This is a genomic window from Micromonospora sp. SCSIO 07396, from assembly GCF_053667945.1.
This window is the reverse complement of the sequence record NZ_CM132210.1, coordinates 2,252,001-2,278,273: the sequence shown is the minus strand read 5'-3', so window position 1 is coordinate 2,278,273 and position 26,273 is coordinate 2,252,001. Positions and strand designations below refer to the sequence as shown.

Annotated in this window: 20 protein-coding genes and 1 pseudogene; 7 read left to right on the top strand and 14 right to left on the bottom strand. The window is 73.1% G+C overall.

All coding sequences use genetic code 11. The annotated features are described in order from the left end of the window. Positions 1-54 precede the first annotated feature (54 nt). Positions 55-1,836: a helix-turn-helix domain-containing protein gene (locus ACWCHM_RS09550; RefSeq protein ID WP_454222139.1), complete on the top strand. Its 1,782-nt coding sequence runs from the start codon at positions 55-57 to the stop codon at positions 1,834-1,836. A 5-nt stretch (positions 1,837-1,841) separates the two neighbouring features. Here the strand turns inward: ACWCHM_RS09550 and ACWCHM_RS09545 are convergent, their stop codons facing one another. Together ACWCHM_RS09545 and ACWCHM_RS09540 are read right to left on the bottom strand one after the other, a co-directional pair. Continuing rightward, a complete protein-coding gene (locus tag ACWCHM_RS09545) occupies positions 1,842-2,912 on the bottom strand; it encodes an IS701 family transposase (RefSeq protein WP_454222138.1) in 1,071 nt (356 codons plus the stop codon). Positions 2,913-3,172: 260 nt separating this feature from the next. Beyond that, positions 3,173-3,427, bottom strand: a pseudogene (locus ACWCHM_RS09540) (IS30 family transposase); the annotation flags it as partial. A gap of 336 nt (positions 3,428-3,763) precedes the next feature. Here ACWCHM_RS09540 and ACWCHM_RS09535 point away from each other — a divergent pair. The 3 genes from ACWCHM_RS09535 (at position 3,764) to ACWCHM_RS09525 (ending at position 7,979) form a co-directional block, all read left to right on the top strand. Continuing rightward, the gene (locus ACWCHM_RS09535; RefSeq protein ID WP_454222136.1) at positions 3,764-4,771 is read left to right on the top strand and encodes a hypothetical protein; all 1,008 of its coding nucleotides are present in this window, start codon (positions 3,764-3,766) and stop codon (positions 4,769-4,771) included. A 143-nt stretch (positions 4,772-4,914) separates the two neighbouring features. Continuing rightward, a complete protein-coding gene (locus ACWCHM_RS09530; protein ID WP_454222135.1) occupies positions 4,915-5,613 on the top strand; it encodes an SDR family NAD(P)-dependent oxidoreductase in 699 nt (232 codons plus the stop codon). A gap of 269 nt (positions 5,614-5,882) precedes the next feature. Then, on the top strand, positions 5,883-7,979 hold the full coding sequence (locus ACWCHM_RS09525; protein WP_454222134.1) for a cellulose binding domain-containing protein: 2,097 nt from the start codon (positions 5,883-5,885) through the stop codon (positions 7,977-7,979). A gap of 53 nt (positions 7,980-8,032) precedes the next feature. Here ACWCHM_RS09525 and ACWCHM_RS09520 read toward each other — a convergent pair whose 3' ends face one another. The 4 genes from ACWCHM_RS09520 to ACWCHM_RS09505 all read right to left on the bottom strand — a co-directional run bounded on the left by ACWCHM_RS09520 (position 8,033) and on the right by ACWCHM_RS09505 (position 13,256). After that, entirely contained in the window at positions 8,033-9,928 is a 1,896-nt protein-coding gene (locus ACWCHM_RS09520) for a CocE/NonD family hydrolase (protein ID WP_454222133.1), read from the bottom strand. A 134-nt stretch (positions 9,929-10,062) separates the two neighbouring features. Further along, complete coding sequence (locus ACWCHM_RS09515; RefSeq protein ID WP_204960445.1) at positions 10,063-10,974, bottom strand: sulfotransferase family protein; 912 nt, start codon at positions 10,972-10,974, stop codon at positions 10,063-10,065. Between the two features lie 3 nt (positions 10,975-10,977). After that, complete coding sequence (locus tag ACWCHM_RS09510; protein WP_454222132.1) at positions 10,978-12,015, bottom strand: sulfotransferase family protein; 1,038 nt, start codon at positions 12,013-12,015, stop codon at positions 10,978-10,980. Beyond that, positions 12,012-13,256, bottom strand: coding sequence for a glycosyltransferase (locus tag ACWCHM_RS09505; protein WP_454222131.1), 1,245 nt, complete (start codon positions 13,254-13,256; stop codon positions 12,012-12,014). The genes ACWCHM_RS09510 and ACWCHM_RS09505 overlap by 4 nt, the downstream gene beginning before the upstream one ends. Positions 13,257-13,496: 240 nt before the next feature. Between ACWCHM_RS09505 and ACWCHM_RS09500 the strand changes: the two genes are divergently transcribed. The 3 genes from ACWCHM_RS09500 to ACWCHM_RS09490 are packed head-to-tail and all read left to right on the top strand — an operon-like array spanning position 13,497 to position 16,733. Beyond that, positions 13,497-14,432, top strand: coding sequence for a sulfotransferase family protein (locus ACWCHM_RS09500; RefSeq protein ID WP_204960442.1), 936 nt, complete (start codon positions 13,497-13,499; stop codon positions 14,430-14,432). Then, positions 14,425-15,231, top strand: coding sequence for a sulfotransferase family protein (locus ACWCHM_RS09495; protein ID WP_281896859.1), 807 nt, complete (start codon positions 14,425-14,427; stop codon positions 15,229-15,231). The genes ACWCHM_RS09500 and ACWCHM_RS09495 overlap by 8 nt, the downstream gene beginning before the upstream one ends. Next, a complete protein-coding gene (locus ACWCHM_RS09490) occupies positions 15,228-16,733 on the top strand; it encodes a hypothetical protein (protein WP_454222130.1) in 1,506 nt (501 codons plus the stop codon). Before ACWCHM_RS09495 ends, ACWCHM_RS09490 begins: the two co-directional genes overlap by 4 nt. Positions 16,734-16,879: 146 nt before the next feature. Here the strand turns inward: ACWCHM_RS09490 and ACWCHM_RS09485 are convergent, their stop codons facing one another. The 8 genes from ACWCHM_RS09485 to ACWCHM_RS09450 form a co-directional block, all read right to left on the bottom strand. Further along, positions 16,880-17,752, bottom strand: coding sequence for a protein phosphatase 2C domain-containing protein (locus tag ACWCHM_RS09485; RefSeq protein WP_454222129.1), 873 nt, complete (start codon positions 17,750-17,752; stop codon positions 16,880-16,882). A gap of 17 nt (positions 17,753-17,769) precedes the next feature. Then, the gene (gene tnpB / locus ACWCHM_RS09480) at positions 17,770-19,149 is read right to left on the bottom strand and encodes an IS607 family element RNA-guided endonuclease TnpB (RefSeq protein ID WP_454222128.1); all 1,380 of its coding nucleotides are present in this window, start codon (positions 19,147-19,149) and stop codon (positions 17,770-17,772) included. Next, positions 19,146-19,724: an IS607 family transposase gene (locus tag ACWCHM_RS09475; RefSeq protein WP_454222127.1), complete on the bottom strand. Its 579-nt coding sequence runs from the start codon at positions 19,722-19,724 to the stop codon at positions 19,146-19,148. The genes tnpB and ACWCHM_RS09475 overlap by 4 nt, the downstream gene beginning before the upstream one ends. A 121-nt stretch (positions 19,725-19,845) precedes the next feature. Beyond that, positions 19,846-20,691: a sulfotransferase family protein gene (locus tag ACWCHM_RS09470; RefSeq protein WP_454222126.1), complete on the bottom strand. Its 846-nt coding sequence runs from the start codon at positions 20,689-20,691 to the stop codon at positions 19,846-19,848. Further along, positions 20,688-22,265: an oligosaccharide flippase family protein gene (locus ACWCHM_RS09465; RefSeq protein WP_454222124.1), complete on the bottom strand. Its 1,578-nt coding sequence runs from the start codon at positions 22,263-22,265 to the stop codon at positions 20,688-20,690. The genes ACWCHM_RS09470 and ACWCHM_RS09465 overlap by 4 nt, the downstream gene beginning before the upstream one ends. Positions 22,266-22,271: 6 nt before the next feature. Next, on the bottom strand, positions 22,272-23,345 hold the full coding sequence (locus tag ACWCHM_RS09460; protein ID WP_454222123.1) for a Wzz/FepE/Etk N-terminal domain-containing protein: 1,074 nt from the start codon (positions 23,343-23,345) through the stop codon (positions 22,272-22,274). Positions 23,346-23,356: 11 nt separating this feature from the next. Beyond that, positions 23,357-24,856 carry an O-antigen ligase family protein gene (locus tag ACWCHM_RS09455; protein ID WP_454222122.1) on the bottom strand — a complete coding sequence of 500 codons (1,500 nt, stop codon included), beginning with the start codon at positions 24,854-24,856 and terminating at the stop codon, positions 23,357-23,359. Between the two features lie 64 nt (positions 24,857-24,920). Then, positions 24,921-26,213, bottom strand: coding sequence for a glycosyltransferase family 4 protein (locus ACWCHM_RS09450; protein WP_281896846.1), 1,293 nt, complete (start codon positions 26,211-26,213; stop codon positions 24,921-24,923). Positions 26,214-26,273 lie beyond the last annotated feature (60 nt).

Below are 26,273 nucleotides of genomic sequence, written 5' to 3'. Positions count from 1 at the left end.
GCTCATGTCCGTGCGTAACGGCAGCTGATGGGCCGCAGGGGAGCGATGGAGGCAATGGACGCCGGGACGCCCGACCGCACCCCGGACAGGGCCGCAGACCCGGAGTACGTCCAGCACCGCGACCGCATTCCCGGGCTGACGGCGCTCGTGGACACCGCCCGGGAACTGGCAGCACCGAATGATCTGGACACCGTGCTGCGGGTTCTCTCCCGGCGCACCCGACTGCTACTCGGGGCCGACATGGCGTACGTGAGCCTGCGAGAAGGACCCGGGTCGGACATGGTGGTGCGGGCCTCGGACGGCCACGTGTCGGCCCTCAACGTGGGCCTGCGGGTGCCGCACGACGCCGGGCTCGGTGGCGTCGTCGTCGCCAAGGCCGCGCCCATCTGGTCGCCGGACTACCTCGCCGACGACCGGTTCCCGCACAGCGACGGCGTCGACAAGGTGGTCCGGGCCGAAGGTCTGCGCGCCATTCTGGCGGTGCCGCTGAGCCACGGCTCCGATCCGTTCGGCGCGCTCTACCTCGGCGACCGCACCCCGCGCACGTTCACCCACCGGGAAATCGCGCTCGCCAGCTCGCTGAGCGAGCTGGCGAGCGCAGCGATCGAGAAGACCCGACTGCTTCAGGCCGCGGCAGCGGACGCACAGCGATGGCGGCAGCGCGCAGACCGGGCCGAGGCCGAGGCCGACGAGCTGCGCCGGATCGAGGAGGACCACCGCCGCCTCAGCGACCTGGTACTGGCCGGCGGCGATCCGGTCGCGCTGACCTCACTCGCGCACGCGATCCTGGACGCGCCGCTGCGCGTGCTCGCCCCCGACGGCGCAGTCATCACCGCGGCCGGCGAGTACTCGGCCTCCCACTCAGACGCCGACCTCACGGCGGCGGTCGCCGCCCACCACAGTGGGGAGCCGGTGGTCGTGTCCGACGAGATCTGCGCCGCACCGATTCGATGCGGCGACGAGAACCTCGGGACGGTGTTGCTGAACCGGCACGGCCCAATCTGTCCGGCGTACCGATACCGGCTCGGCCACGTCACCCGAGCGCTGGCTCTGGCGCTGACCCGCAGCGGCGCCGTGACGGTCAGCACGAGCACCCTCGACAAGTTTCTCGACGAGTTGGTGACCTCGCCACCGCCGGCCGCCGAGGCACTGGCGCGGCGGGCCAAGCGATTCGGTATCGGCCTCGACGGCCCGCACACCATGCTGGTCGCGCGGCTGGCCGGGCCGCCCACCCGCAGCGCCACCACGTGGGCGCCGATGTACGCGCGCCGCCGTGGTGGGCTGGCAGGGGTCCGCGATGGCTACGGCGTCCTGCTGCTGCCCGGCACTGATCCCGGTGCGGTGGCCCAGACCGTGTCGGACGAGCTGTCGGCACTGCTGGGCACACCGGTCACGGTCGGTGCCGCGGGTCCGGTCGAGCAGCCTGCGGGCATCCCCCAGGTCTACCGGGATGCGGTGCGCTGTCTCGAGGCGATGGCCGCGCTCGGCGTGAGCGGACGCGGAGCCTCCGCTGGCGAACTCGGCTTCTTCGGCCTCCTGCTCTCCGAGCAGCACGACGTGGCCGGCTTCGTGGAGTCGACCATCGGTGCGCTGGTGGCGTACGACCAGGCTCGATTCACCAACCTCGTGGGCACGCTGGAGGGCTACTTCGCCGCAGGGCAGAGCCCCACCCATGCGGCGCAGCGCCTGCACGTACACGCGAACACTGTCACCCGCCGCCTGGAACGCATCGCGGACCTGCTGGGCGATCGCTGGCAGGACCCGGAGCGGGCTCTCGAACTGCAGCTCGCGCTACGCCTGCACCGGCTGCGCGGCCTGCTGAGTCCCGTGGCCTGAGCGGCTCACGCCGCGCCGCACGGACTCAACGCCGCACCGACGGGCACGGCTGCGGCCCGGCTGAGCACCACTGTCGCGTGCGCCACCGAGGCCAGCGTCGCGTGCCGGTGCCAGCCGTCGTACGACCGTCCGGCGAAGTCGCGGATACCCACCCAGTCGGCGATCGTGGTGAGGTCGTGATCCACCCGCAGCAGCAGGTTTGCGAGGGCCACGAGTTCGGCCGGTGCGGTGCCGGTGAGATCGGTCAGCCACCATTCGCCCAGGTCAGGCACGCCGGGCCGGTCGATTCCCAGCAGGGTCAACGGCCGGACCGGCCCATCCCCCGGGGAGGCGACCCGGGTAATGCTCACCAACAGGGTCTGCGCATGACCACCTGGCGCGGACCGGCGATGGACGGGGCGACGCTGGTCGCGTACGGCCGCCATCAGATCGTGCCCGGACAGGTCGCCGCGCCTGGCGAGCGCAGGGTCCACCGGACGGAACCGCTGCTTGCCGAAGACCCGCACGAGGAACGGACTGCCGGTGGCGCGCAGCGCCGGAACCAGGGTGGTGGGATCACACTGGCGCGCATCCAGCACGATCGGCAGTACCGGAAGGTCCCAGGCCGACAGCATCGGGGTGAGCATCTCTCCGAGACCATCACGGCCGCGGCCCGTCGGCAGGTGCAGGCGCCAGTCCACCGGCGCGCTGACGGTCTCGGTGGCCACCCACACGCCCACCGCCTGCTGTGCGTTGATCACGTGGCCGAGGTCTGGCACGAAGCGGCGCCCGACCCCGATGGTGTGCGCCCCCACCTTCGGGATGACCATGGGCCGGATCACCCACGCCTGCGGGCAGAGCGCCGGCACCAGCAGATGGGCCAAGGCACGCCGCACCGGGCGCCAGTCCCAAGTGGACGACGCGACAAAGTGGTGCAGGCTCTGCTCGGCCGTGCCACCGCCCACCGCAGCGGCGATGTTGCGGACCGACTTACGGCCTCGGGCACCCACCAGGCCGCGCACATATTGCAGCCCGCGCAACCGCTGATCGCTGCGCGCCAGGCATCTGAAGAGTCGGGTGCACAACTCCTCGACCACCTCATCGTGCGGGCGAACGAGTGCAGGACTATCAGCCACGAAGATCCCCCATCGATGAACCACCCGAGTTTGTCTGGCCCGCAGTCACGTTAGAGACGAGAGGGGGACGCGGCCCAGGTGCGCGTGCCCCCACACCCCGGTTGGCGGTGGTGACGCGGGCACAACTGGACCAGCGCGAGCCGGAAACGGTGGGATGGCGGACATGACTCGGACCTGTACTGTCCGTGGACACCGTGCACCACTTGGTCCGGTTCCCAGTTGGGCCTCCGCCGACGCGCATCAGCCCTACGCTGCGCCCAGTCCGCCTGACACCCCCGCCGAGACAACCCACCCCGCACCCGGCCAAGAGGATTCTCCACCACATGCCGCGAGGAGTCCCCCCGCTCCACCTCCCGCCACACCGACGACAACCCCACACCGACAACCGCCGCGATCTGCGTCAACGTCGACCCCTGACCCCATAGATGCTCAATCACCTGCCGATGACCCGCTGTCAACACATGCGCCCGCGCCATCCCCACTTCTTCGACCGATCCATACCGTGATCAACGATCACTTGCACAGATCGGTCGAACCCGCCGCGGCTCCGGTGACGCAAACCTCTTGATCACCGCCGCTCCCCCGCCCCGTCCGACCGGCCGGTCCGGTTGCCGCGCGGACGGGTGGGGGTGGGGTGGTTCGGTGGATGTGGGGGTACGGGCGGATCGATAGGGTGACCGCGACGGGGGGTCGCCTGGGGTCGCGGGCCGGGGTCGCCGGCCGCGCCGCAACGGGCGGGGTGTGCAGCCCGGTGGACCAGCCGCAAGCCGACCGTGCCGTCGTCACCACCGGTCGTCCACAAGGGAGCGTTTATGCGTCTGACTCCATCGATGAAACTGGTACGCCGCCGGTTGCCCGCGTTCGCTCTCGGCCTGGGCGCGGTCACGCTCGTCGCCACCCCGGCCGTCGCCGTGCCGGCGGCCAGCCACCCGGCGGCCCCCGCCGCAGCGGCCGCCCGTCCCTCGGCCGCCCGCGCGGCGGGCTGGACGCCGGTGCCGGGCACGGCGCAGGCCCAATCCGCGCCCGCCACCGCCACCTACGGCGGTGACCTGCACGTCTTCGTGCAGGGCCCGGACGGGCAGGTGCGGGTCGACAGGTACGACACGAACACCGACGCCTGGTCCGGCTGGTCCACCGTCCCCGGTGACGCCATGGCGACCTCGGCACCGGCGACCGCCGTCTACGGCGGGGAGCTGCACGTGTTCGTGCAGTCCGACCAGAAGGTCCGCACCAACCGGTACGCCCTGGACACCGGCGCCTGGTCCGGCTGGAGCACGGTCGGTGGCACCACGTCCGCGTCGTCGGCCCCGTCCGCCGCCGTCTACGGCGGTGACCTGCACCTGTTCGTCCGGGGCGCGAACGGCAAGGTCCGTACCAACCGGTACACGTTGGGCACCGCCACCTGGTCCGGCTGGGCCACCCTCGCCGGCCCGACCGGCGCCAACTCGGCCCCGTCCGCCGCCATCTACGGCGGTGACCTGCACGTCTTCGTCCGGGGCACGAACGGCAACGTGCGCACCAACCGGTACTCGCTGACCACCGGAGCCTGGTCGGGGTGGAGCGACGTGCCGGGCACCGCACGTGCGGCGTCCGCGCCGGCCGCCCTGGTCTACGGTGGCGGGCTGCACGTCTTCGTCCGTACCGGCGGCGACGACCTGCGTACCGCCTGGTACCTCCAGGACTCCGGCGCGTGGACGGCCTGGAGCACGATCGACGGCCCCGGCGCGACGATCTCCGCCCCGGCGGGAAGCGTCTACGGCGGTCTGGTCCGGCTGTTCGTCCGGGGCGCCGACGACGAGGTCTACCAGGGCCAGCCCTGACGGCTGCCGCTGCGACGCCGCCCCGTCCACCGACCCGGTGGGCGGGGCGGCGTCGCGTCCCGGGCCGGACGGTGAGGTGCGGGTCCGGGCGGACGGTGAGGTGCGGAGCCCCGGGCCGGACGGTGGCGGCTAGGGTCCGGGGCATGGACACGCAGGGGCGACGGGCGATCGTGGTGGGCAACAGCGACGGAGTCGGGCTGGCCCTCACCCGGCAACTGGTGGCGGCCGGCTGGACCGTCGCCGGGCTCTCCCGCAGCGCCAGCGACCTGACCGACACCGGCTACACCCACCACGTCGCCGACGTCACCGACGACACCTACCGCACGGTGCTGGCCGGGGCGGTCGACCGGCTCGGCGGGGTGGACGTGTGCGTCTACGCGGCGGGGGTCGGTGAGTTCTTCGACCTCGGTGACCTGGCGGCGCAGACCAGGGCGCTGGAGGTCAACCTGATCGGTGCGGCGCGCACCGTGGAGGTGGTCGTGCCGGCGATGGTGGCCGGGGGCGGCGGTCACCTCGTCGGCCTGTCCAGCCTCGCCGACGTCGCCCCGTCGGCCCAGGCCCCCGGGTATGCCGCCGCCAAGGCGGGGTTGACGTCGTACCTGGTGGGGTTGCGGGGCGCGCTGCGCCCGCACGGGGTGCGGGTGACCGTCGTGCGGTTCGGGTTCGTCGACACCAAGATGGCGAAGTCGCCGGTCAAGCCGATGCTGCTGAGCGTGGAGCGGGCCGCCGACGTGGTGCACGACTGCCTGCGTACCCGGCCGGCGGTCGTCTCCCGGCCCCGCCGGATGGCCGCGGTGGTGCGGGCTGCCGGGGTCGCGGCGAGGGTGGCCGCCCGGCGGTGAGCCGTACCGGCACCCGGCGGGGCGGGGAGCGCTTGAATTCGCCACGATCGTCGTGGGATTCTGATGCGTCGATGACGTGCCGCGCGTGGGGCTGACAGTCGTCCAGGGCAACCGGGAGCCGCTGGGTTTCCGGGGGACGGCGACGAGCACGACGGAACGACGCCAGTACTCCCGTCCACCAGTCCCGCCCGCCGTCTCGACGCCCTCGTGGGCAACGCAACCCCGACCGGCCGGGCGGTGTGCTGTGGTGACCCACGAAGGAATCCCGTATGAACACAGCTTCCGCCCCACCGTCGCGCCCGTCGCGTCGCGGCCCGGGGCGCGTGACGGCGCTCGCCGCGAGCCTGCTGCTCGCCACCGGTGGGCTCGCCGTGACCGGCCCGTCGCCCGCCGACGCGGCGGCGGACCCGGTGGCGGTGACCGTCAACGCCAACGCCGGGCTGGCCACCGTGCCGGACACCGCGTTGGGCGTCAACCACGCCATCTGGGACTCCCAGCTCGGCACGAACGAGACGTCGGACCTGCTCAAGGCCGCCGGGGTGCGGATGATGCGCTACCCGGGCGGCTCGTACGCCGACATCTACCACTGGCGTGACCACACCGCGCCCGGCGGGTACGTCGCGCCGAACACCGACTTCGACACCTTCATGGCCGCCGCCCGCCGGGTCGGCGCACAACCGATGATCATCGCGAACTACGGCACCGGCACCCCCGCCGAGGCCGCCGACTGGGTGCGCTACGCCAACGTCACCAAGGGGTACGGCGCGAAGTGGTGGACGGTCGGCAACGAGAACTACGGCAACGGCCACTACGGCTCCGCCTGGGAGGCCGACGACCACCCCGACAAGAGCGCCAGCCAGTACGCCCGGCTGGTGGTCGACTACGCCGACGCGATGAAGGCGGTCGATCCCACGATCAAGGTCGGCGCGGTGCTGACCATGCCGGGGAACTGGCCGGACGGGATCACCGCCGGCAGTGACCCGGGCCCGTGGAACCGGACCGTGCTCTCCATCGCCGGCCCGAAGATCGACTTCGTGGACGTGCACTGGTACCCGGGTGGCACCGCCGCCGAGTCGCTGGCCCGTACCGCCCACATCGACGAGGCGGCCCACCTGCTGCGCGACCAGCTCGCCCGGTACGCCGGCCCGAACGCCGCCCGGATCGGCATCAGCTTCACCGAGCTGAACGTCGGCACCGGCCAGAACACCCAGCCCGGCGCGCTGTTCCTCGCCGACGCCTACAGCGACCTGCTGGAGAACGGCGTCTTCACGGTCCAGTGGTGGAACGTGCACAACGGCATCGGCACCGTCACCGAGGTGGCCGGGCAGACCGACTACGGCGACTTCGGGCTGCTGTCCAGCGGCGGGTGCACCGCCGACAACTCGGTGTGTGAGCCGCCGCTGAACACCCCGTTCGCGCCGTACCACGGGCTGTCGATGATGAATCTGTTCGCCCGGCCGGGTGACCAGTTCGTCCGCGCGGCCACCGACGAGCCGCTGGTCACCGCGCACGCCGTGCGGCGGGCCGACGGGGATCTCGCGGTGCTGCTGGTCAACAAGGACCCGGCCAACGCCCGCCCGGTCACCCTCGACTACGCCGGCTTCACCCCGTCGGCTGCCGCGCCGACCACGTACTCGCTGACCAACGGGGCAGCCGGCGTGGTCACCGGGCAGTCCGGCAGCGCGGGCAGCGCGACGCTGCCGGCGTACTCGCTGACCACGCTGGTGCTGCGGCCCTCGTCCCCGGTCACCGCGCACCCGGCCCCGCCGGGGCCGCCCACGGCGAGCGGGGTCACCGACCGGTCGGCGACGATCTCCTGGTCGCCGGCCCCGCCGAAGGGCGCCCCGATCGCCAAGTACGAGGTGTACCGGCAGAACGGCACGGTCAGCGAGCAGCTCGGCGAGACGGCCGGCACCTCGTTCACCGTGGACAACCTCGTGCCCGGCACCCGGTACACGCTCAACGTGCTGACCCGGGACACCGCCGGGAAGGTGTCCTGGTCGTCGTCGCCGGTCACCTTCACCACCGCCGGCCCGGCCGAGAGCAGCTGCACTATCCGGCTCACCACCGCCAGCGACTGGGGCAACGGCTGGGTCGGCAACGTCGAGATCGTCAACAACGGGGCGAACCCCGTCGACGGCTGGACGTTGACCTGGAGCTGGCCGACGAGTTGGCAGCAGGTGAGCAGCGGCTGGAACGCCACCTGGACGCAGACCGGGCGTACGGTGACGGTCGCCAGCACCGACGACAACCGGCGGATCGCCGCCGGGGGCAGCACCACCGCCGGGTTCGTCGGGGCCTACAGCGGCCCGAACGTCCCGCCGACCGGCTTCGTGCTCAACGGCACCCCCTGCACCGTCGGGTGACCGGGCCGGGGTGGCCGCCGCGGCGGTGCTGCGGCGGCCACCCCGGGGAGCGGTCAGAGACCGGCCGCGTGGGCGGCGGGGGTGCCGCCGACCACCGGAAGAACGATCTTGCTGCTCTTCAGGGCGACCTGGATGTTCGCGGCGGTGGTGTCCGCCTGGCTGGAGTACTGCGGGTAGCTGGCCACGATGATCACGCCGATCCGGTGACCCGGCTTGAAGACGTAGTCCTCCGGCAGCAGCGGGAAGGTGAAGTTGTACGACTCCCCCACCACCAGCGGCACGGCGGTCCGGATCGACTGCCGGTTCTGGGCGTCCATGATGCCCTTGGTGACCAGCTCGTAGTCGGCGGTGGCGACCCGCTTGGCGGTCTGCTTGTAGCAGCCGTCGTCGGTCGGGCTGTTCAGCCCCCAGCAGTCCTCGGTGGTCAGGGTGATGATGCCCTCACCGGACGCCCGGTGCGCCACCCGCTCGTCGGTGCCGTAGTCGACCAGGATCGCCCCGAAGTTGGTGTCGGTCTGGTCGGCCGAGGCCCGCAGCTGCACCGTCGGCGTGCCCGAGATGTGCAGGGGCGCGGTCAGCGGCGCGGACAGGAACGCCAGCCGGTTCGGCTGCACCGTGTCCGGGTTGAGGATCATGGTGTTCTGGCTCTGGGTACGGCTGTCCTGGAACGCGCCGGTCGCCGGCTTGGCCGTCGGCACCAGCTTCAGGCCACCCGCCCCGGTGGTGCCGGGCTGCAGGAACACCTCGGTGTCGGCCTTGCCGGGGATCGGCCAGTCGGCGTGGGTCTCCCACACGTCGGCGGCCCGCTCCAGGTCCACCCGGGGCTCGTCCATGATGCCGTTGGCGATCCCGTGCAGCCAGAAGTCGAACCACCGGTGCAGGGTGGACACCCAGACCGCCCGCCGCGAGTCGAACGGGTCGACGTGCCCCTCCTGGGAGAGCCACAGCTTGCGCTGGATGTTGTTCTCCGCCAGGGCGTACCAGAACTTGCTGAAGTGGTCCGCGCGGACGTTGTCGTCGTTGAGACCGTGGTAGAGCAGCACGCTGGCGGTCATGTTGGGGACCTTCTTGACGTAGCTGCGCTCGTTCCAGAAGGCGGTGTAGTCACCGGTCTCGTCGCCGTCGGCGGCGGCCATCGCATCGCGCACCGGCTTGCAGTAGTCCCGCCGCTCCGGGTTGGTGACCGTGTTGGCCAGCGACGCCACGTAGCTGTTGCCCCGGGTGACCACCCCGTTGCTGCGCACGTAGTCGTAGTACTCGGTGGGGCCGCTGATCGGCACCACCGTGGTCAGGCCCTTGACGCCGGTCACCGCCGTCGCCATGGCCAGCGAGCCGTCGTACGACTTGCCGATCATGCCCGACTTGCCGTTGTGCCAGTCGGCGGTGACCACCTGACCGGCGGCGTTGCGCGCGGTGGCCCGGCCGTTGAGCCAGTTGATCGCCTGCTTGGCGCTGAGATTGTCCTGGTTGGCGTTGGTGGTGGGGCAGCCGGTGGAGTTGTTGGTGCCCACCATGTCCAGCAGGATCACCGCGTAGCCGCGCGGCACGAAGTAGTTGTCGTAGAACAGCGGCCACTTGTCGAGCAGGCCGTCACCGTCCAGGTCGGCCTTGCACTCGGACTCGTTGCCCCGGCAGACCGTCGAGTAGTACGGGCTGGCGTCCATGATCACCGGCACCTTGAGCCCGTTCGCGGTGGCCGCCGGTCGCATCAGGTCGAACGCGATGATGTCGCGCAGGCCGTCGTTGTCGCTGTCGAAGGTGGAGTCGATGAACAGGCGCTCCCGGATGGCGTCGCCGTAGCCGAAAACCGGCTGGGTGACCCCGTCCTGGACCACGATCGTCGGTACGTCCTGCGCCGCCTGCGCCTGTGGTGCCGCGCCCAGGGCGGCGAGCACCATCGCGGACAGTGCGGCCACCCCGACGCGAAGGGGTGTTCCCAATCCAGCCATGCGGTCTCCTTGAATCTCCCGAGACCGCGCACGTTATGGGCCGACCGACCGGCACCACCACCTGCACCTGTAGGAACTTTGCCCCGGCCGCCCCGACGACACCGGCCGGGCGGGCGGGGCGGCCGACGGGCCGGTCAGTCCCGGTAACCCCACTGCCGCAGCGGCTTGTCCAGCACCCGCTCCACGGCGGCGAGCTGCGCGTCGCCCAACTCCTCGTGGTAGGCGGCCTGCCGCCCGGCGTGGAAGCGGTAGCGCCCGAAACCCTTCTCGAACGCCGGTGACCAGTCCAGGCCGAGGAAGTCGAGCATCCGGGCCACCTCGGCGCGCGGGTCGGCGAGCAGGTCCTCGTAGCGCACGTCGAGCCACTGGCCCTCGGGGTGCGCGGCGCGGGCCTCGGCGAAGGAGTCCATCAGCAGCTTCCAGCCCAGCGCGGCGAGCACCGGGAACGATCTGTCGTACTCCTCCCACTCCCGACGCAGGTCGGTCGGCAGTGGCCCGAGGAACCAGTTCTCCGGCCCACGCCAGCCGTCCCACCAGCCCATCTGGAGCCAGGAGTTGGTCACCGCCCGACCGTCGCGGACCACGTTGACCACCCGCAGCTGCGGGTAGCCGGCCCGGAGGAAACCCGTGCGCGGCCAGCCGGTCACGTGGTGCAGCAGCAGCCGGCAGCCCTGCCTGGCGATCCGGGCGTCGAAGAAGGCCCGCAGCCGCCCCCGCAGGTAGGGGGTGAGGTCGTCGGCGGTCAGGTCCCGGCACGGCCGGGAGAAACCGGCCACCACGTGCCGGTCCAGCAGGTGGTACGCCTCCGACGGGGCGACCCGCAGCCGGCCCTTCTCCAGCAGCCGGCGGCTGTGCCGCAGCGACGTCATGCCCGCCGGACGGGGCGCGGAACGCCGGTACAGCGGGCCGTTGAACCGGCCGGCCAGGTTGAGCCGGGACAGCTTGTCGTCGACCCCGGAGACGAACCCGACCCCGGGGTGCCGGGACAGCAGCTCCTGCACCAGCGTCGACCCGCACCGCCCGGTGCCCACCACTACCGCCAACATCGCTCAGCCCTCCTCGTGCCCGGTCGACCCCGCCCGCCCGACGCCCACAGAACCCTCGGCCCCCGCCCGCGCTCCGGCCGCCGTCGTCCGGGCGGGCGCCGTCGACGCCGGGACGTCCCGCCGCCACGGGTAGCCGAACCGGCGCAGCCCCGGCGCGGTCAGTACGGTGACCAGCGCGTACGACCAGCGGGACAGGTCGCGCCGCCACTGCACGTCGGCGGTGACCGGCACCGGGCCGGTCCGGTGCCGCGACGGGTTGCCGGCCACCGAGTGCGTCGGCGTCAGCCGGACCGTCGCCGGGCCGGTGAACGGGCCACCGTCGGCGTCGACCCCGGCGAACCCGAGGATCCGGCGCAGCGTCGGCTCCGGGTCGGCGGTCAGGTCCTCGTAGCGCACCCGCAGGTAGCCCGCCGGGGCGCGGTCGGCCCACAGCCGGACGGTCACCGTGTTCCAGACCAGCCAGAGCAGGGCGGCCTTCCACACCGGCGGTCGGCTCATCAGTTCGGGGTCGGTGTCGCCGTCCAGGCCCCGGCGGCGACGCCAGGAGAAGGCGGTGGCCCGGGGGTCACGGACCAGGTGCAGCACCCGCAGCTCGACGCCGGGCAGCGCGCCGAGCAACGCGCCGTACGGGGGGAGCTTCGACGAGTCGACCACCACCCGGGCCCCGGTGTGCCGGGCCACGGCGGCGTACAGGTCGGCCAGCGCCGCGTCGTCGGGGTGTGCGGGCACCGGCCGGACGCCGCGCCGGTGCCGGCGCAGCAGCGCCGGCAGGCCGCGCATCCGCAGCCGGCCGCGCAGCCCGGCGGCGATCGCGGCGGCCCGGTCGGTCGGCAACTCCCGGCGCACCTCGCCCCACAGCGGGCAGTCCCGCAGCGGCCGGCCGCAGCCGCAGGGCCGGTTCTCCACCTCGCCGCGCTGCCACAGGTAGCGCAGCTCCCCGGCGGCGAAGACCCCGGCGTACTGGCCGAGGACCGTGGTGACCAGGGTGCTGCCGCTGCGTCCGCTGCCGGCCAGGTAGAGCACCCGCACCGGGGGGTTCACACCGGCTCCCGCACGGCCCGCGCGGCGCTCGCGTAGACCTGCCGCAACCGGGTCAGGTGCGCCTGCGGGGAGAAGTCCCGCTCCACCCGCGCCCGCCCGGCCCGCCCCATCCGGTACGCCCGAGCCGGGTCGGCCAGCACCCGGTGCAGCCCGTCGGCCAGCGCCACCGGATCGTCGGCGGGCACCACCTCGCCGTCCACCCCGGCGGTGACCAGCTCCGGCAGGCCACCCAGGTCGGAGGCGACCACCGGCACCCCGCAGCCGTACGCCTCCAGCACCGCCATCGGCTGGTTCTCGTTCCAGCGTGACGGCACCGCCACCACCGTGGCCGAGCGGACCAGCTCGTGCAGCCGGGCCTTGTCCAGCCGGCCGTGGAAGCGGACCCGGCCGGGGGCCCGTCGCCGGGCCAGCTCGGTCAGCCCGGCGCGGGCCGGACCGTCCCCGGCCACCTCCAGCACGACGTCGTCGGGCAGCCGGGTGAGCGCCTCGATCAGCACGTCGACGCCCTTCTCGGCGGCCAGCCGACCGGCGAAGACCACCGGCCCGCCGGGTGCCGCCTTGACCGCCGTCGCGGCGACGTCGACGAAGTGCGACACCACGTGCATCCGGTCGGGGAAGACCCCGGCCCGGCGCATCACGTCGGCCAGGAACCGGCTGGGGCTGACGAACGCCTGCACCGGCCCGTACGCCCGGGTGGTGCGGTGCAGCCAGGACTCGACGGCGAGCAGCGAGCTGGCCCCCAGCGACCCGTCCTTGCAGCGGCGGCGGGCCGCGCGCAGCGGGCCGCCGGTCACGCAGGCGTCGCAGACCGCGCCCCGGTCGAGCATCTGGTAGCTGGGGCAGGCCAGCTTGTAGTCGTGCAGGGTCATCACCGCCGGCACCCGGGCGGCCCGCACCGCGGCCAGCACCGACGGGGAGAGCTGGTGGTAGATGTTGTGCAGGTGGACCACGTCGGGCCGGAACTCGTCGAGCACCCGGGCCAGGCCCCGCCGGCTGGCCGGCGACCAGATCATCCGGGCCGCCACCGCCGCCCGGGCCCCCGCGCCGCGCGGCGTCGGGTCCAGCTCCACGTGCGACGGGAAGTGCCTGGCGTACGGGGTGGGGGCGTCGTTGTCCGGGTGGGTCATGCCGAAGAACGCCACCTCGTCGCCGTCGCCCCGTTGCAGCTCGGCGACGTCGAGCAGGTAGCCCTCGGCGCCGCCGCGCCGGTAGAGGAACTTGTTGACGTGGAGGACACGCATCGGCCTGCTCCGGAGGTGGCTGCTGGGGTCCGTCGGGGGTCGCGGGGTGGGGTGGTCGCCCCGGACAGCAGCGGTGACCAGGGGCCCCACCGTATGCGCCACCGGTGTCGTGAGTCCAGTTCATGATCCCCAAGTAGCCACACGGCCCATCGCCGGCTGACCACACGGCCACGTGGCCAGCCGTGATGATCTGCCGGTACCGTGTGCCCCACCCCGCCCGACGTGCCCGAGGAGGACCCGGTGCCCCACCCCGACGAGCCCTCGGCGCTGGCGTACACCGCCCGTCGGGTCCGCCGGCACCTGCGCTGGGCACGCACCGAGGGCATCCGGCGGCTGATCGAGGAGGACCGGCTCGACCCGGTCGAACGGACCCGCACCGCGTTGGCCAAGTGGCGGTGGCGGCGGACGCATCCCGGGCCGCCCGGCCGGGCCGTCCCGGTCTACCTGGTGGGCCTGCAACGCTCCGGCACCAACATGCTCACCCGGGGGCTGGACGCCGACCCGTCGGTGGAGGTCCGCAACGAGAACGACCGGGCCGTGTTCCACCGCTTCCGGTTACGCCCCGATCCGGTGCTGACCGCCGTCATCCGCCGCAGCCGGCACCGGTACGTGCTGGTCAAGCCGCTGTGCGACACGCACCGCGTGGACGAGCTGCTCGACCTGCCCGGGGTCACGCCGGGGCGGGCGGTGTGGGCGTACCGGGACGTCGACGACCGGGCCCGCTCCGAGGTGGCGAAGTTCGGCGACGCCAACCTGCGGGCGTTGCGGGCGGTCGCCGACGGCACCATCTCCGACCGCTGGCAGGGGCAGCGTCTGGACGCGCCGACGCGGGACCTGGTCGCCGGCTTCGACTACGACCGGATGACCCCGCACACCGCCGCCGCCCTGTTCTGGTACGTGCGCAACTCGTTGTTCTTCTCCCTCGGGCTGGCCGACCGCCCGGACACCCTGCTCTGCTCGTACGACGCGCTGGTCGCCGACCCGGCGGGGTACACCCGGCGGCTGTGCGCCTTCCTCGACCTGCCGTACGACCCGGTGCTGCACGCGCACGTCGGCGCACGCAGCCCGGCGCGGCCCCGGCTGGAGATCGACCCCCGGGTGCGGGCGTTGTGCACCGAGCTGACCGGCCGGTTGGACGCGCTGGCCGGCCGGCAGGGGGTGGTGGAGCATGGCTGACCCGCAGACCACGCCGCCCGCCCCCGGGCCGGGCCGCCCGCAGGGGCCGATCTTCCTGGTCGGCTGCCAGCGTTCCGGTACCACCATGCTGCGGCTGGTGCTCGACTCGCACTCCCGGGTCAGCTGCGGCCCGGAGACCCGGTTCCTGGCCGACATGCAACGCATCGTCGGGCGGGACTGGGAGCGGCTGTCCCGCTTCGGGTTCCCCCGGGAATACTGGCTGGGCCGCATCGCCGACTTCTTCGGCGGCATCCAGGCCGACTACGCCCGATCCCGGGGCAAGACCCGCTGGGCCGACAAGACGCCGCTGTACGCGCTCTCCATCGACTTCCTGGCCGAGGTCTTCCCCGACGCGCAGTTCGTGCACGTCGTGCGGGACGGCCGGGACGTGGTGGTGTCGCACCGCAAACGGTTCGGCTACTGGTCGGCGGTCAAGTGCGTGGTGAAGTGGCCGCGCTACATCAGGATCGCCCGCGCCGCCGGGGCCCGGCTGCCGGCCGACCGCTACCACGAACTGCGCTACGAGGAGACGGTCACCGACCCGGAGAAGGCCATGCGGGGCCTGTTCGAGTTCCTCGGCGAACCCTGGGAGGCTGGCGTGCTCGACTACGACGGCAAGCAGCACGACGTGGCGGGCAAGTACACCGCCGAGGCGGAGCGACGGCGGGCCGCCGCCGGCACCGACGCGCCGATCTACGGCTCCCGGGTCGGCACCTACCGCCGGGAGCTGGACCCCTTCCTGCGGGTGCTGGTCCGGGTCTTCTCCGGTGCCACCCTGCGCGAACTGGGCTATCGGTGAACCGCCGGGCCGGGTCGCCGGTGGACCGCCGGGCCGGGCGACGGGTGCTGGTCGCCGGGGCGGTGCTGTTCGCCCTGGTCGCTTCGGCGGCCTGTTCGGACGATCCCGCCCCCGGGCCGGCCCCGTCGGCGACCGCGCCGTCGGCCGCCCCGTCCGCCGGTGCCAGCGGTACGCCGCCGGCGGGCGAGGCGGTCCGCAACCCGTTCGGCGCGCACTGGGACTTCTCCCGGCACGACCAGTTCGTGCCCTACCTGGAGAAGCTCACCGGCTCGACGACGTACCACGAGCTGAGCTGGTGCGACATCGAGAAGACCCAGGGCAGCCCGGACTTCGCGGCGGTGGACCAGATCGCCGAACGCAGCCGCGCCCTCGGCATCACCCTGCACCTGAAGATCCGTACCGGGGTGTGCTGGGCGACCGGCGGGACGGCGAAGTTCACCAGGGGCCAGGCCAACAAGACCGAGTCGGCGATGCCGCAGGACCTGGCCGCCTACCAGAACTTCGTCCGTACGCTGGTGCAGCGGTACGCCCCGTACGGCGTCGGTGAGTACGCCATCGAGAACGAGGTCAACGCCCAGCAGTACTGGGCGGGCAGCCCCGAGGACTACCGCCGGCTGGTCACCGCCGCCGCCGAGGCGATCCGGTCGGCCGACCCGAAGGCCAAGGTGGTCGACTCCGGCATGAGCAGTGTGGCGTACGGGATGGGGGTCGCCGACCGGCTGCTGCGCGCCGGTCAGCCCGACCAGGCCGTCGCCGCCTACCAGGCGTACTTCCAGCGGCGGATCGGCACCCGGGGGCGGCTGATCCCGGCGGTGAACGACCCGACGGCACTGCGTGCCGCGTTGGACAACGCGCAGAACTCCCGCAACCTGGCCTACCTCGCGGTCACCGAGAAGCTGCTCGACGACCGGGTGGTCGACGTCCGGCAGCTGCACTTCTACGAGCACTTCTCCGGGGTGCCGGCGCTGCTGGACTACCTGCGGGCGGAGACCCCGTCCGGGGTGCCGGTGCAGGCGTGGGAGGTCGGCCAGTTCTGGAAGGACGGCGGCGACGACGCGGCGGGCCGGGGCGACGAGATGGTCAAGGTGGTCAGCATGCTGGTCGCCGGGGGCGTCCGCGAGGTGCTCTGGCTGCCGCTGGCGTACAACCCGAACAACCGGGCCGGCGCGGAGGTCCGCTACGGGCTGCTCGACCCGGACGGCACCCAGCGGCAGGCCGGCGCGATGATGGCCGCCCTGGCGGCGGCGGCCCGGGACGCGACGGTCGAGCCGGTGAACGCCAAGGGGCTGACCGGGGTGGCGTTCCGGCGGGGTGCGGAGAGCACCCTGGTGGTCTGGTCGACCTCCACCGGCACGGTGTCGTTGCCGGCCACGGGCGGGGTGACCGGGGGGCCGGTCGGTGCCGAACCGACCGCCCGCACCGGCGCGCTGCCGATCGGCCCCAGCCCGGTGCTGCTACGGGCCAAGGGCGACCCGGCCGCGGTCCTCGCCCCGATCCGCTGACCTGCCCCCACCCGCCGCGCGGGCCGGGCCAGTCGCTCGCCGGGCCGGTCGCTCGCCGGGCTGCGGGTGGTGACCGTGGGGGCACCATGATCAGATTGCAGTTTTGCGCAGTATCCTCGCGTGTCGTCTACCAGAACGCCATCCGATCATGGTGCTGGGCAGTGGCCCGGCGGCCGTTCATCAGGTGCGGGCCAGCCGAGCGGGTCACCGGTCCGGGTGGCATAGACGGCGGTGGCGTCGTCGCTGCACTTGTTGCGTGCCCAGCGCAGGCACGACGGATCCGCCGCCTCGACGGCACGCACCCGACGAATCAGCGCCACCGGGCCGTCCCGATCCAGGGCGTCCAGAACGTCGACCCAGGTCGACAGGCCGAACAGCGCCACCGACCGGGCGGCACCGTCGGTCAACACCGCCAACCGCCGTACGCTGTCGAGCGGCACCTCGCCGGTGATCGCATGGCTGGCGGCGTCCGGGTCGGCGGCCGCCACCCAGTAGCCCCCAGGTCGGTTTCGGGCAGCCAGTTCAGCATGCTTCATCCGCAGCAGCGCGGCCCGCTTCGCCGCCGAGCCGAACGGGTGACGGTCCGCCTCCTCCCGTTCGGCACGCGCGGTCCTGTCCACCCGGTCGTCCGTGACGACCCGGATCCCGTCGGCGGTGTCGACGACGACGGTCACGTCACCGAGCACCAGGAACTCCAGTGAGCCGTCGCGGGGCCGCAGCACCGCGGTCGCGGCGGATGGTGTGCCCGGGTGGTCGAGGTCGCACCGATGCCGATGCTGGTCGGCGACGGCGCGGATGCCCTGGGCCAGGGCGTCGACCAGGTGGGTGTCCCGATCCACCGCGAGGCCGGCGAGCGCCGAGCCGAGTTTCGCGGCGTACCAGGTGACGCTGTGCTCGCAGCCGGTGCCGGTCCGGACGGTCGCCCCGTCGAGCACGACGATCAGACTCTCTCCGGCGAGAGCCCAGTCCTCGTTGGGCACCGTCGGATCGCCTGCCTCCGAGGCGGCGCAGACGCGCATCACGGTGCCGTTACCTCTCAGTGCGCTCTAGCGGGCACACGGTTGGTAGTCCTGCCTTGCGGTAGGACGGTCCCGGTCTGACCCTCGGTTGTGGTGCCGGGTTCACGCTTCACGGCCACCTGCCCGCGTACGCGGGTCTTATGGTCGGCTCCACGTGCTGCCACCGGGCCACTCCCGGCGGTGTCGAACTCGGCCGCGAGTGCGGCCAGGTTGAGCGAGGCGTTACGGTCACGGTCGATGACCAGGCCGCACGTCTCGCAGGTGTATTCGCGATCGTGCAGGGCGAGTTTGATTTTCACTGCGCCGCAGCCCGAACAGGTTTTCGAGGATGGATACCAGCGGTCGGCCACCAGCAGCCTGCCGCCGTTCCACCCGGTTTTGTACGCCAGTTGGCGGCGGATCGCCGCGAACCCGGCGTCGGCGATGTGCCGTGCCAGCTTGCGGTTGGCCAGCATGCCTGTGACGTTGAGGTCTTCGACCATGATGGTGCCGTGCTCGCGCGCGAGCCGGGTAGTGAGCTTGTGCAGCCCGTCACGGCGTAGGTTCGCCACCCGGGCATGCGCGCGGCCGAGCCGAGCCGAAGCCCGCTCCCACCGCTTCGACGGACGCCGGCCGGTCCGCCGGTCCGGGCCGGTCTTACGGGCCACCTCCCGGCCCAATGACCGCATCCGTTGCTGCGCGGCGACCAGGTGACGCGGGTTGTCGACCAGTTCGCCTGTGGACAACACCGCGAGGTGCTTGATCCCGACGTCCACCCCGACGACCGACTGCCATCGTGCAGGGCGGCGTTCGGCCCGCTCGACCTCGACAGTGAACGCGACATGCCAGCGTCCGCCGTCACGACGCACGGTCGCGGACATGATCCGGGCGGTGCCGCTTTCGAGGCGGCGGGCCAGCTTGCGGGCCGACTCATGGAGCTTCAGCCGGCCCAGCCGCAGCAACACCACATGCATCCGATCCGCCTCGACCCGGATCGCCCCGGTAGTGAACCTCACAGACGGTGTGGTGCGGCGGCGGGACTTGAACCGGGGAAACCCGACCGGCCGACCGGCACGCTTCCCGGATCGGGAGTCCGCCCAGTTCTTCACGCCGCGAGCGAGCGCATCCAGGCCGGTGTTGAACGCCTCCTTGGACACCTCACCCCACCACGGCGCAACCTCTGGCTTCGCGGCGTTCCACGCCTTACGCAAACCGGCCAGCGACCACGACAGCGACGGAGTCAACGCCTCTTCCGGCACGCCGTAGGATCGCTCGGCCGCCCGTTGGCCCATGACCGCCTTGACCTTCGCAAGTGCCCAGTTGTGCGCCACCCGGACCGCCCCGGCATGCGCGAGGACGTCGCGCTCCTGCCCCGGGGTGAGGTCGAGAGCGAACCGGTACGCCTGGACCGTCTTCACCCCGGAGCCCCGGTGACGGCTTCGACTGCGCGGCGGACACGCCTCCCGGCGGCACGACGACCGTACAGACGGGCACACAGCGAGGTCAGGATCTCGGTGACGTCTCCGACCAGGTCATCATCGACCTCAGCCGGGTCCACCACCAACAGACGCCGGCCCTGCGCGGTCAGGGCCGCTTCAACGTACTCAGCGCCGAAGCGGACGAACCGGTCCCTGTGCTCGACCACGATGGTCGACACCGCCGGATCCCGGAGCAGAGCGAGGAACTTCTCACAGCGCCCGCTCAACGCGGACCCGACCTCCGTGACCACCCGGTCCACACCAAGCTTCTGACCGGTGGCCCACACGGTAACCCGGGCGACCTGCCGATCCAGATCCGCCTTCTGACCCGCCGACGACACCCGCGCGTACACCACGGTCTGCCCGACGTCGGCCGTCGTGCCGGTGACCGGCTCCCCGACCATGATCAGGCGACCGATCCGGTAGGTGGGAACAGGCAGCGCCCCGGCCGCGTACTGCCGCCGAGCAGTGATGTACGCGATGCCGGTCAACGCCGCCCACTCCTTGAGGTTCACACCCTCACCATAGCTGTCTCAAGAGCGCCAAAGATGCACGCCACGCCAGCAGCAACAACCCCTTCCACCCGGTGGATCGGCGTCAGGGCCACCCTCGTCCGACGCGGCGTGGCCCGCGCGCTCACCAGGTGCGGGGCCAGCCGAGCAGGTCTGCGAGGCGGGCGTTGTGCGGGGCGAACCCGGCGGCCAGTTCGGCCCGCAGCTCGGCGGTGAGCTGGGACGGGCCGGCATCAGCCCGCCGGGTGTGCCGGGCGAATTCCGCCGGGGTGAACGGGGCCAGCCCGAGGAACCGCAGCACCCCGGCGTACGTGCCGGCCGGGTCGGCGTACAGGTCCTCGCTGCGGATCACGTGCAGCCGCTCGGCGGGCAGGTGGGCGTACCAGCGGTCGAGCTGCTCGGCGTAGCGGCCCCGGGCGGCGTAGGAGAAGTTGCGCAGCGCGTGGTGCGCCGCCGGGGTGTCCGGCCCGTCGGCCAGCGCCCCGGCCAGCCGCCCCGGTTCGGCGGCGAGCGCCTCGGCGAAGCCCAACGGCTCCAGCCCGTACGAGCGGGTGTGCAGGTAGTGCGAGTAGGCCCGCTCGACCGGGTCGCGCAGCAGCGCCACGAACCGGGCGTCGGGCAGCGTCGCCGCCACCCGGGCCGGCACGCTGGGGTGGAACAGGTAGTAGGGGCTGGCCTCGAAGCTGCGCCGGTCGGGGGCGGCCGGTGGGAAGTGCGCCCGGTACCAGCGGGTCCCCCGCCCGAAGTGCAGGCTGAAGAACTGGAGTTCCTTGCCGGTGGCGGCCCGCACGTCGGGGTGCGCGGCGAGGTAGTGGTGCAGCGAGGTGGTGCCGCACCGCTGCCCGCCGATGATCAGGAAGTCGGGCAGCGCGCCGACCCGGCCGGGCAGCGCCGCCCGGGACCAGGCGCGGGTGCCGCGTACCAGCCGGCGCAGCCGGTCCACGGTGGCCCGGCGCGGCCCCGCGCTCACCGCGCCACCGCCCGGCGGGAGGTGTCCCGGCCGCCCCCGCCCACCCCGGAGGGGGGCGGACCGTCGTCGGACGGGTCGCCGCGACGGCGACGGCGGGCCAGGGTACGCAGCACCATCAGATCCTCCCGACTGAGCCCCAGCGCCAGCACGGTTCCCAGGTAGACGGCGACGATCGCGGTCAGTCCGGCGGCCGGCCGCCACGGCCAGCCCGGCACCAGCCAGCGCACCAGCAGCCCGGCGGCCAGCGCGGCCACCCCGGCGGCCAGCCCCTTGGCCATCCCGACGGTGAACGGCAACGCGCCGGTCAGGTGGCGGACCTGCACCACCCGGGCGATGTTGACCACGATCAGCGAGGCGCTCCACGCCGCCGCCGCGCCGACGATCCCGTACGCGGGGATGAGCCACAGGTTGAGCAGCACGTTGAGCACCAGGGCGACCAGGTTGTCGGCCATGTTGAGGGCCACCCGGCCGGACATGTTCAGCACCGTGCCGCACGGGCCGGTGGCCGCGTTGACGAGCTGGCCGAGGGCGAGGATCACGGTGACCGCCGCGCCGGTGGCGACCTCGCCGCCGAAGACCCGCAGCAGGTCGCCGGGGAGGACCAGCAGCGCCACGAACGCCGGCAGCGACAGCCGCACCACCCAGCCGGTGGCCACCGCGTAGACCCGGCGGACGTCGTCGAGGTCACCCCGGTGGTGCAGGTGCGCCAGGTACGGGCCGAACGCCGCGTTGACCGGGGCGAGCACGAAGATGGCCACGGTGACCAGCCGGGTGGCGACGTTGTAGACGCCGATGTCCGGGTTGGCGAAGAAACCCAGCAGCAGGGTGTCGACCCAGATCAGCCCGGTCGACGACAGCGACGACACCCAGCTGACCGTGGAGAAGCGGAACAGCTCCCCCGGCCGGTGCACCGGGCGGGCCGGCGGCACCCGGCGGACCAGCCGGGCCAGGGCCAGCAGGGCGAGCAGGGCGGCCGACCAGCCGGCCACCACCAGCGCCCAGAACGCCCCGGTCAGCCCGGCCCCGGTGACCAGGGCGAGCGCGGTGAGCAGCAGCCGGGTGCCCGGCTCGTAGAGCTGGCCGATGAAGGTGTACGGCCGCTGCGTCCGCCAGCCCCGGGTCGCCGCGAGGGCCGCCTCGCAGACCGTCGAGGCGGGCAGGGTCAGCGCGACCAGCCGTAGCCCGGTGACCAGCCCCGGGTCGTGCAGCCGGTCGGCCAGCCAGGGTGCGCCGGCCGCCAGCGCCCCGGCCAGGACGACCGACGAGCCGGCCGAGACGGCCAGTCCCAACCGGACGGTGCCACGCAGCGCCGGGGCGTCGTCGTCGGCCAGGTGCACCGCCACGAACCGGGTGAGGCCGGCCCGGAACCCGGACAGCGACAGCAGCCCGGCCAGCGACAGCACCGCGTAGCACTGGGCGTACCGGCCGACCTCCCGGATGCCCAGCAGCCGGGCCAGCAACAGCATGATCAGGAAGACCGCCGCCTGGCTGAGCAGGGCGCCGAGCAGGTTGAGCCCGCCGCCGCGGGCCATTCCCCGGACGTGCCTGTCGCCCTGCGCGGACGCGTGCGCCACCGCCACCTACCGGCGTCGGTGCTGCTCGGGCACGGTCGAGGTGACGACCGGAAGCACCACCGTGTCGTCGCCGCCGCGCCGCCCGCCGGTCAGCGCCGGGGCGGCCCGGCCGACCGCCGGCTGCTGACCGGCCCGACGGCTGCGCGGCAGCCACTCCAGCACCGCCACCAGCAGCACGGCCAGCAGCAGGCCGGCACCGGACACCGGGAGCACCAGGGCGACGAGCGCCTTGACCCGGGAGACCGGCTGCACCTCGCCGACGCTCGTCACCTTCTCCGGGTCGGCGGCCTGGGACTGGGCGCGGGCCTGTTGCAGCCCCTGCCGAGCCGAGGCCAACGCGCTGGTGGCGCTGTCGCGTTGGGCGAGCAACGCCTGGTAGTCGGGCAGCTTCGGGCCGAGTTCGTCGAGCCGCTTCTGCCCGGCGCTGATCGAGTCCGCGGCGGCCTCGGCACCCCGGCTGTTGCCGACCGCCTTCATCTGCAACTGCTGCTGCCGCAGGCTGGCGATCTCCTGCAGGGTCGACTGGTAGAGCTTGTCGGGCTGGCTGACCTTGTTGGCCTTCTCCCAGTCGTTGATCGCCCGGGTGGCGGTGGTCAGCTCGTCGGTGGCCGTCTTCACCTCGTCGGTGGCGATGCCGACCTGGCTGGCGAACAGGAAGGCCAGGGCCCGCTTGCCGGTCGCGGCGAGCACCGAGGCGACGGTGGACCGGTCGGTGGCGGTGTAGGTGACGGTGAGCTGACTGCTCGCCCCGACCTGTTTGACCGCCAGGCCGTCGCGTAGCGCGTCGGCGGAGACCCCCGTGTCGGCGGCCACCTGGTCGACCACCTGTGGGGAGGTCACCGCCGCGGCGAAGGCCGCCGCGAACTGGTTGGCCGCCTGCGTGCCGGTGTACTGCTGGGCCGCGCTGCCGCCGACCAGGGCGGGCGCGGCGACGTACGAGGTGGCCGCGTACTGCTGCGGGCCGAGCAGGACGACCAGCGCGGCTGCCGCCCCGGCCACCAGCGGAATGCCCACCAGCAGCCAGAGTCGACGCCGCGCGACCCGCAGATAGTCGACGATCTCCACCCTGCTGCTCCCCACTGCTTGATCCTTCATCTGTTGTGCCACCCGGTCGTCACCGGTCGGGGCGTCGCCGCCCGGGACGGCTCGGCCGGTAGCCCCCGGGCGACCGCGCCGGCTGCCGCGGCGAACGCCGCGAAATACCACAGGGTGACGACGTTCGAGATCACGTTGGACGCCGCGCTGACCGCGACGAAGGCGACCGCGCAGCCCAGGAACCCGACCGCGATCCCCCGGCCGAGGCTCCCCGGTGGGGCGCGGCGCAGCGCGTTGAGCCCGGTGTGCAGGCACAGCGCCATCATCGCCAGGTACGCCAGCAGCCCGGCCAGCCCGGTCTCCACGTACGCGCGCAGGAAGTCGTTGTGCGGCTTCTTCGCCTCGTCGGCCTCGAACTTGGTCATGTTGGGGCCGATGCCGGTGACCGGGTTGCGGTTGGCCAGCGACACGATCTCCGACCAGTAGCCGACCCGCCAGGCGAGGGTGTTGCCGGTCGGGCCGCCGCCGACGGCGCTGCTGTCGGCGAGCTGCCCGAAGCGGTGCGCCACGCTCGGCAGCAGCGCCACCCCGGCCACCGCGACCAGGCAGAGCGCCACCAGCAGCCGCCGGCTACGGTGCAGCACCGCGACCACCAGCAGGCCCAGCCCCGCCCCGAGGATGGCGCTGCGGGTGTTGGTGAGCAGCAGGAACAGCAGCGAGGCGGCGAGCAGGACGCCGAGGCCGAGGCGCAGCCGGCGGCTCAGGTAGCGGTGGATGCCGAACCCGAAGATCACCATGAACATCAGGTACCGGCCGAACGTGGTGGACTGGCTGAACGGGCCGCTGATCCGGGTGAAGTCCCCCTTGACCTCGGCCGGCGGGTGGCCGAGCAGGGACAGCACGACGGTGTAGCCGACCGCCAGCGCCAGCGAGACGTACGCGGCGAGCAGCACCCGGCGCACGGCCGGCAGGTCCGGCATCAACTGCTCCAGGACCACGAACATCACCACCACGGTGCCGATCCGCAGCGCCTCCAGGGCGCTGGGCACCGGCTGGGCGGCCCCGGCCGCACTGACCAGGCAGGTGGCCCCGACCAGCAGCATCGCCACGCCGAGCGGCGAGCCGCGCAGCCGGCCCCGCTGGCGGAGTTGGGCGGCGAGCCAGAGACCGGCGGCGAGCAGGAACAGCACCGCGAGGATCGTCGACGGGTCCATCGCCCGGGTCGCCCCGGCACCGTCGGCCCGGCCGGCGGTCGGGCCGCTGAGCTTGAACAGGTCGACGCAGGAGCGGACCGCCAGCATCAGCAGCACGTACGCCGCGAACCGGGTGAGCGCGAGCACCCCGACGGCCAGTCCGGCGAGGACCACCAGGGGCAGCACCGCGCCGACCCGGCCACCACCGGAGGCGGTCAGGCCGACACCGAGCGCCACCACGGCGCACAGCAGGGCCGCGCCGACGGTCAACAGGCGGGCGGTCGGATCACCGGCGGCCCACCGTCGTCGCCCGCCCCCGGGCAGGGCGAGGTCACCCTCCGTGCCGTGTCGCTGTCCGTCCACCGCTCGCCGACCACTCGTTTCCAGGGAACTGTTGCCGGTCGCCGCCGACGGCCGGGAGAACGGCCTAATCTAACGGTCGCCGAGGTCGGGGGACATGGGCCGTTACGCCGACCGTGGGCGACCCAACGTCCGGTTCCCCGGGGCGGGGGGCGCGCAGGGCCAGCGAGAAGTAGAGTTTTTCCAGCTCCCGGGCGGCGGCGTCCCAGCTGTACTCGGCGAGCACCCGGTCGCGCAGCAGGGCTGCGCCGGCCCGTTCGGCAGGTAGGTCGACGGTCACCGTGCCCAGCGCCCGCAGCAGGTCGTCGACGTCACCGTCGCGGAACAGCCGCTGCCCCGGCCCGTCGCGGTCGAGCACCTCGCGGTGCGGTTCGATGTCGCTGGCCACCACCGGCAGCCCGTACGAGGCGGCCTCCAGCAGGGTCAGCGGCAGCCCCTCCAGGCGGGACGGCTGCACGAAGGCCGCCGCGTGCGAGTACAACTCGGCCAGCACGTCGCCGTAGACGAAGTCGGTGAACACGATGCGCGGGTCGTCACCGGCGGCCGCGCGGAGCCGGGCGACGTAGCCGTCGGTGAACGCGGAGCCGCCGACGATGGCCAGCCGCAGGTCGGTGGGGAGTCGTCGGAAGGCCCGCACCAGCAGGTCGGCGGCCTTCTCGGGGACGAGCCGGCCGACCAGCAGCAGGTAGCCGCCGGGGCGCAGGCCGAAGCGGGACAGTTCGCCCGGCGGCCGGTGGGTGGGGGCGGCCACGCCGTTGGGGATGTAGCGGGCGGGCCGGCCGAACCGGGTGGTGTAGTGCTCCGCGAGGCCCCGGGACACGGTCACCCGGGCGTCGGGCAGGTGCCCGCTGAGCCGGTACGCGGTGCCGAGCACGGCCCGCGCCGCCCGGCCCCACTTGTCGCGCTGGTTGTCCAGCCCGTGCACGGTGAGCACCACCCGGGCGCGGGAGGCGTAGCGGGCCAGCGGCGCGGTCAGCACCGGGCCGAGACCGTGGTAGTGCACGATGTCGGGGCGTTCGGTCAGCGCCGCCAGGGTGGAGGTGGCCGAGTGCACGATGGCGTCGAGGTGCTTGCTGGGCACGGTGCGGGCCCGCCGCAGCCGGATGCCCCGGTGCCGGGTCGCCTCCACCGCGCCGTAGCTGTCCCGGCAGTAGACGGTCACCTCGTGGCCGAGTCCGGCCAGCCGGCTGGCCACCTCCTCGACGTGCCGTTCGATCCCCCCGTAGGTGGCCGGCACGCCCTTCTGGCCGATCATCGCCACGCGCAGGGGACGCCAGGCCGGCGGGCGGGTCAGGCTCGGCCCCGAGCGGTCGGGGCGCAGTTGCTCTCCCCGGTCGGCGGCGTCGTTACGGAACGGCACTGTCCCCCCTCGTTTTCGCTGACCACCGGGGCGGTGGCGCGACCCCCGGCGCACGGGACG

Coding starts and splice junctions, on each gene's coding strand:
- ACWCHM_RS09515 (WP_204960445.1), bottom strand. CDS start 10,974: ATGTTGGCGGTAGTGGTGGGCACCGGGCGGTGCGGGTCGACGCTGGTG.
- ACWCHM_RS09535 (WP_454222136.1), top strand. CDS start 3,764: ATGCGTCTGACTCCATCGATGAAACTGGTACGCCGCCGGTTGCCCGCG.
- ACWCHM_RS09550 (WP_454222139.1), top strand. CDS start 55: ATGGACGCCGGGACGCCCGACCGCACCCCGGACAGGGCCGCAGACCCG.
- ACWCHM_RS09495 (WP_281896859.1), top strand. CDS start 14,425: ATGGCTGACCCGCAGACCACGCCGCCCGCCCCCGGGCCGGGCCGCCCG.
- ACWCHM_RS09530 (WP_454222135.1), top strand. CDS start 4,915: ATGGACACGCAGGGGCGACGGGCGATCGTGGTGGGCAACAGCGACGGA.
- ACWCHM_RS09525 (WP_454222134.1), top strand. CDS start 5,883: ATGAACACAGCTTCCGCCCCACCGTCGCGCCCGTCGCGTCGCGGCCCG.
- ACWCHM_RS09505 (WP_454222131.1), bottom strand. CDS start 13,256: ATGCGTGTCCTCCACGTCAACAAGTTCCTCTACCGGCGCGGCGGCGCC.
- ACWCHM_RS09520 (WP_454222133.1), bottom strand. CDS start 9,928: ATGGCTGGATTGGGAACACCCCTTCGCGTCGGGGTGGCCGCACTGTCC.
- ACWCHM_RS09485 (WP_454222129.1), bottom strand. CDS start 17,752: ATGCGCGTCTGCGCCGCCTCGGAGGCAGGCGATCCGACGGTGCCCAAC.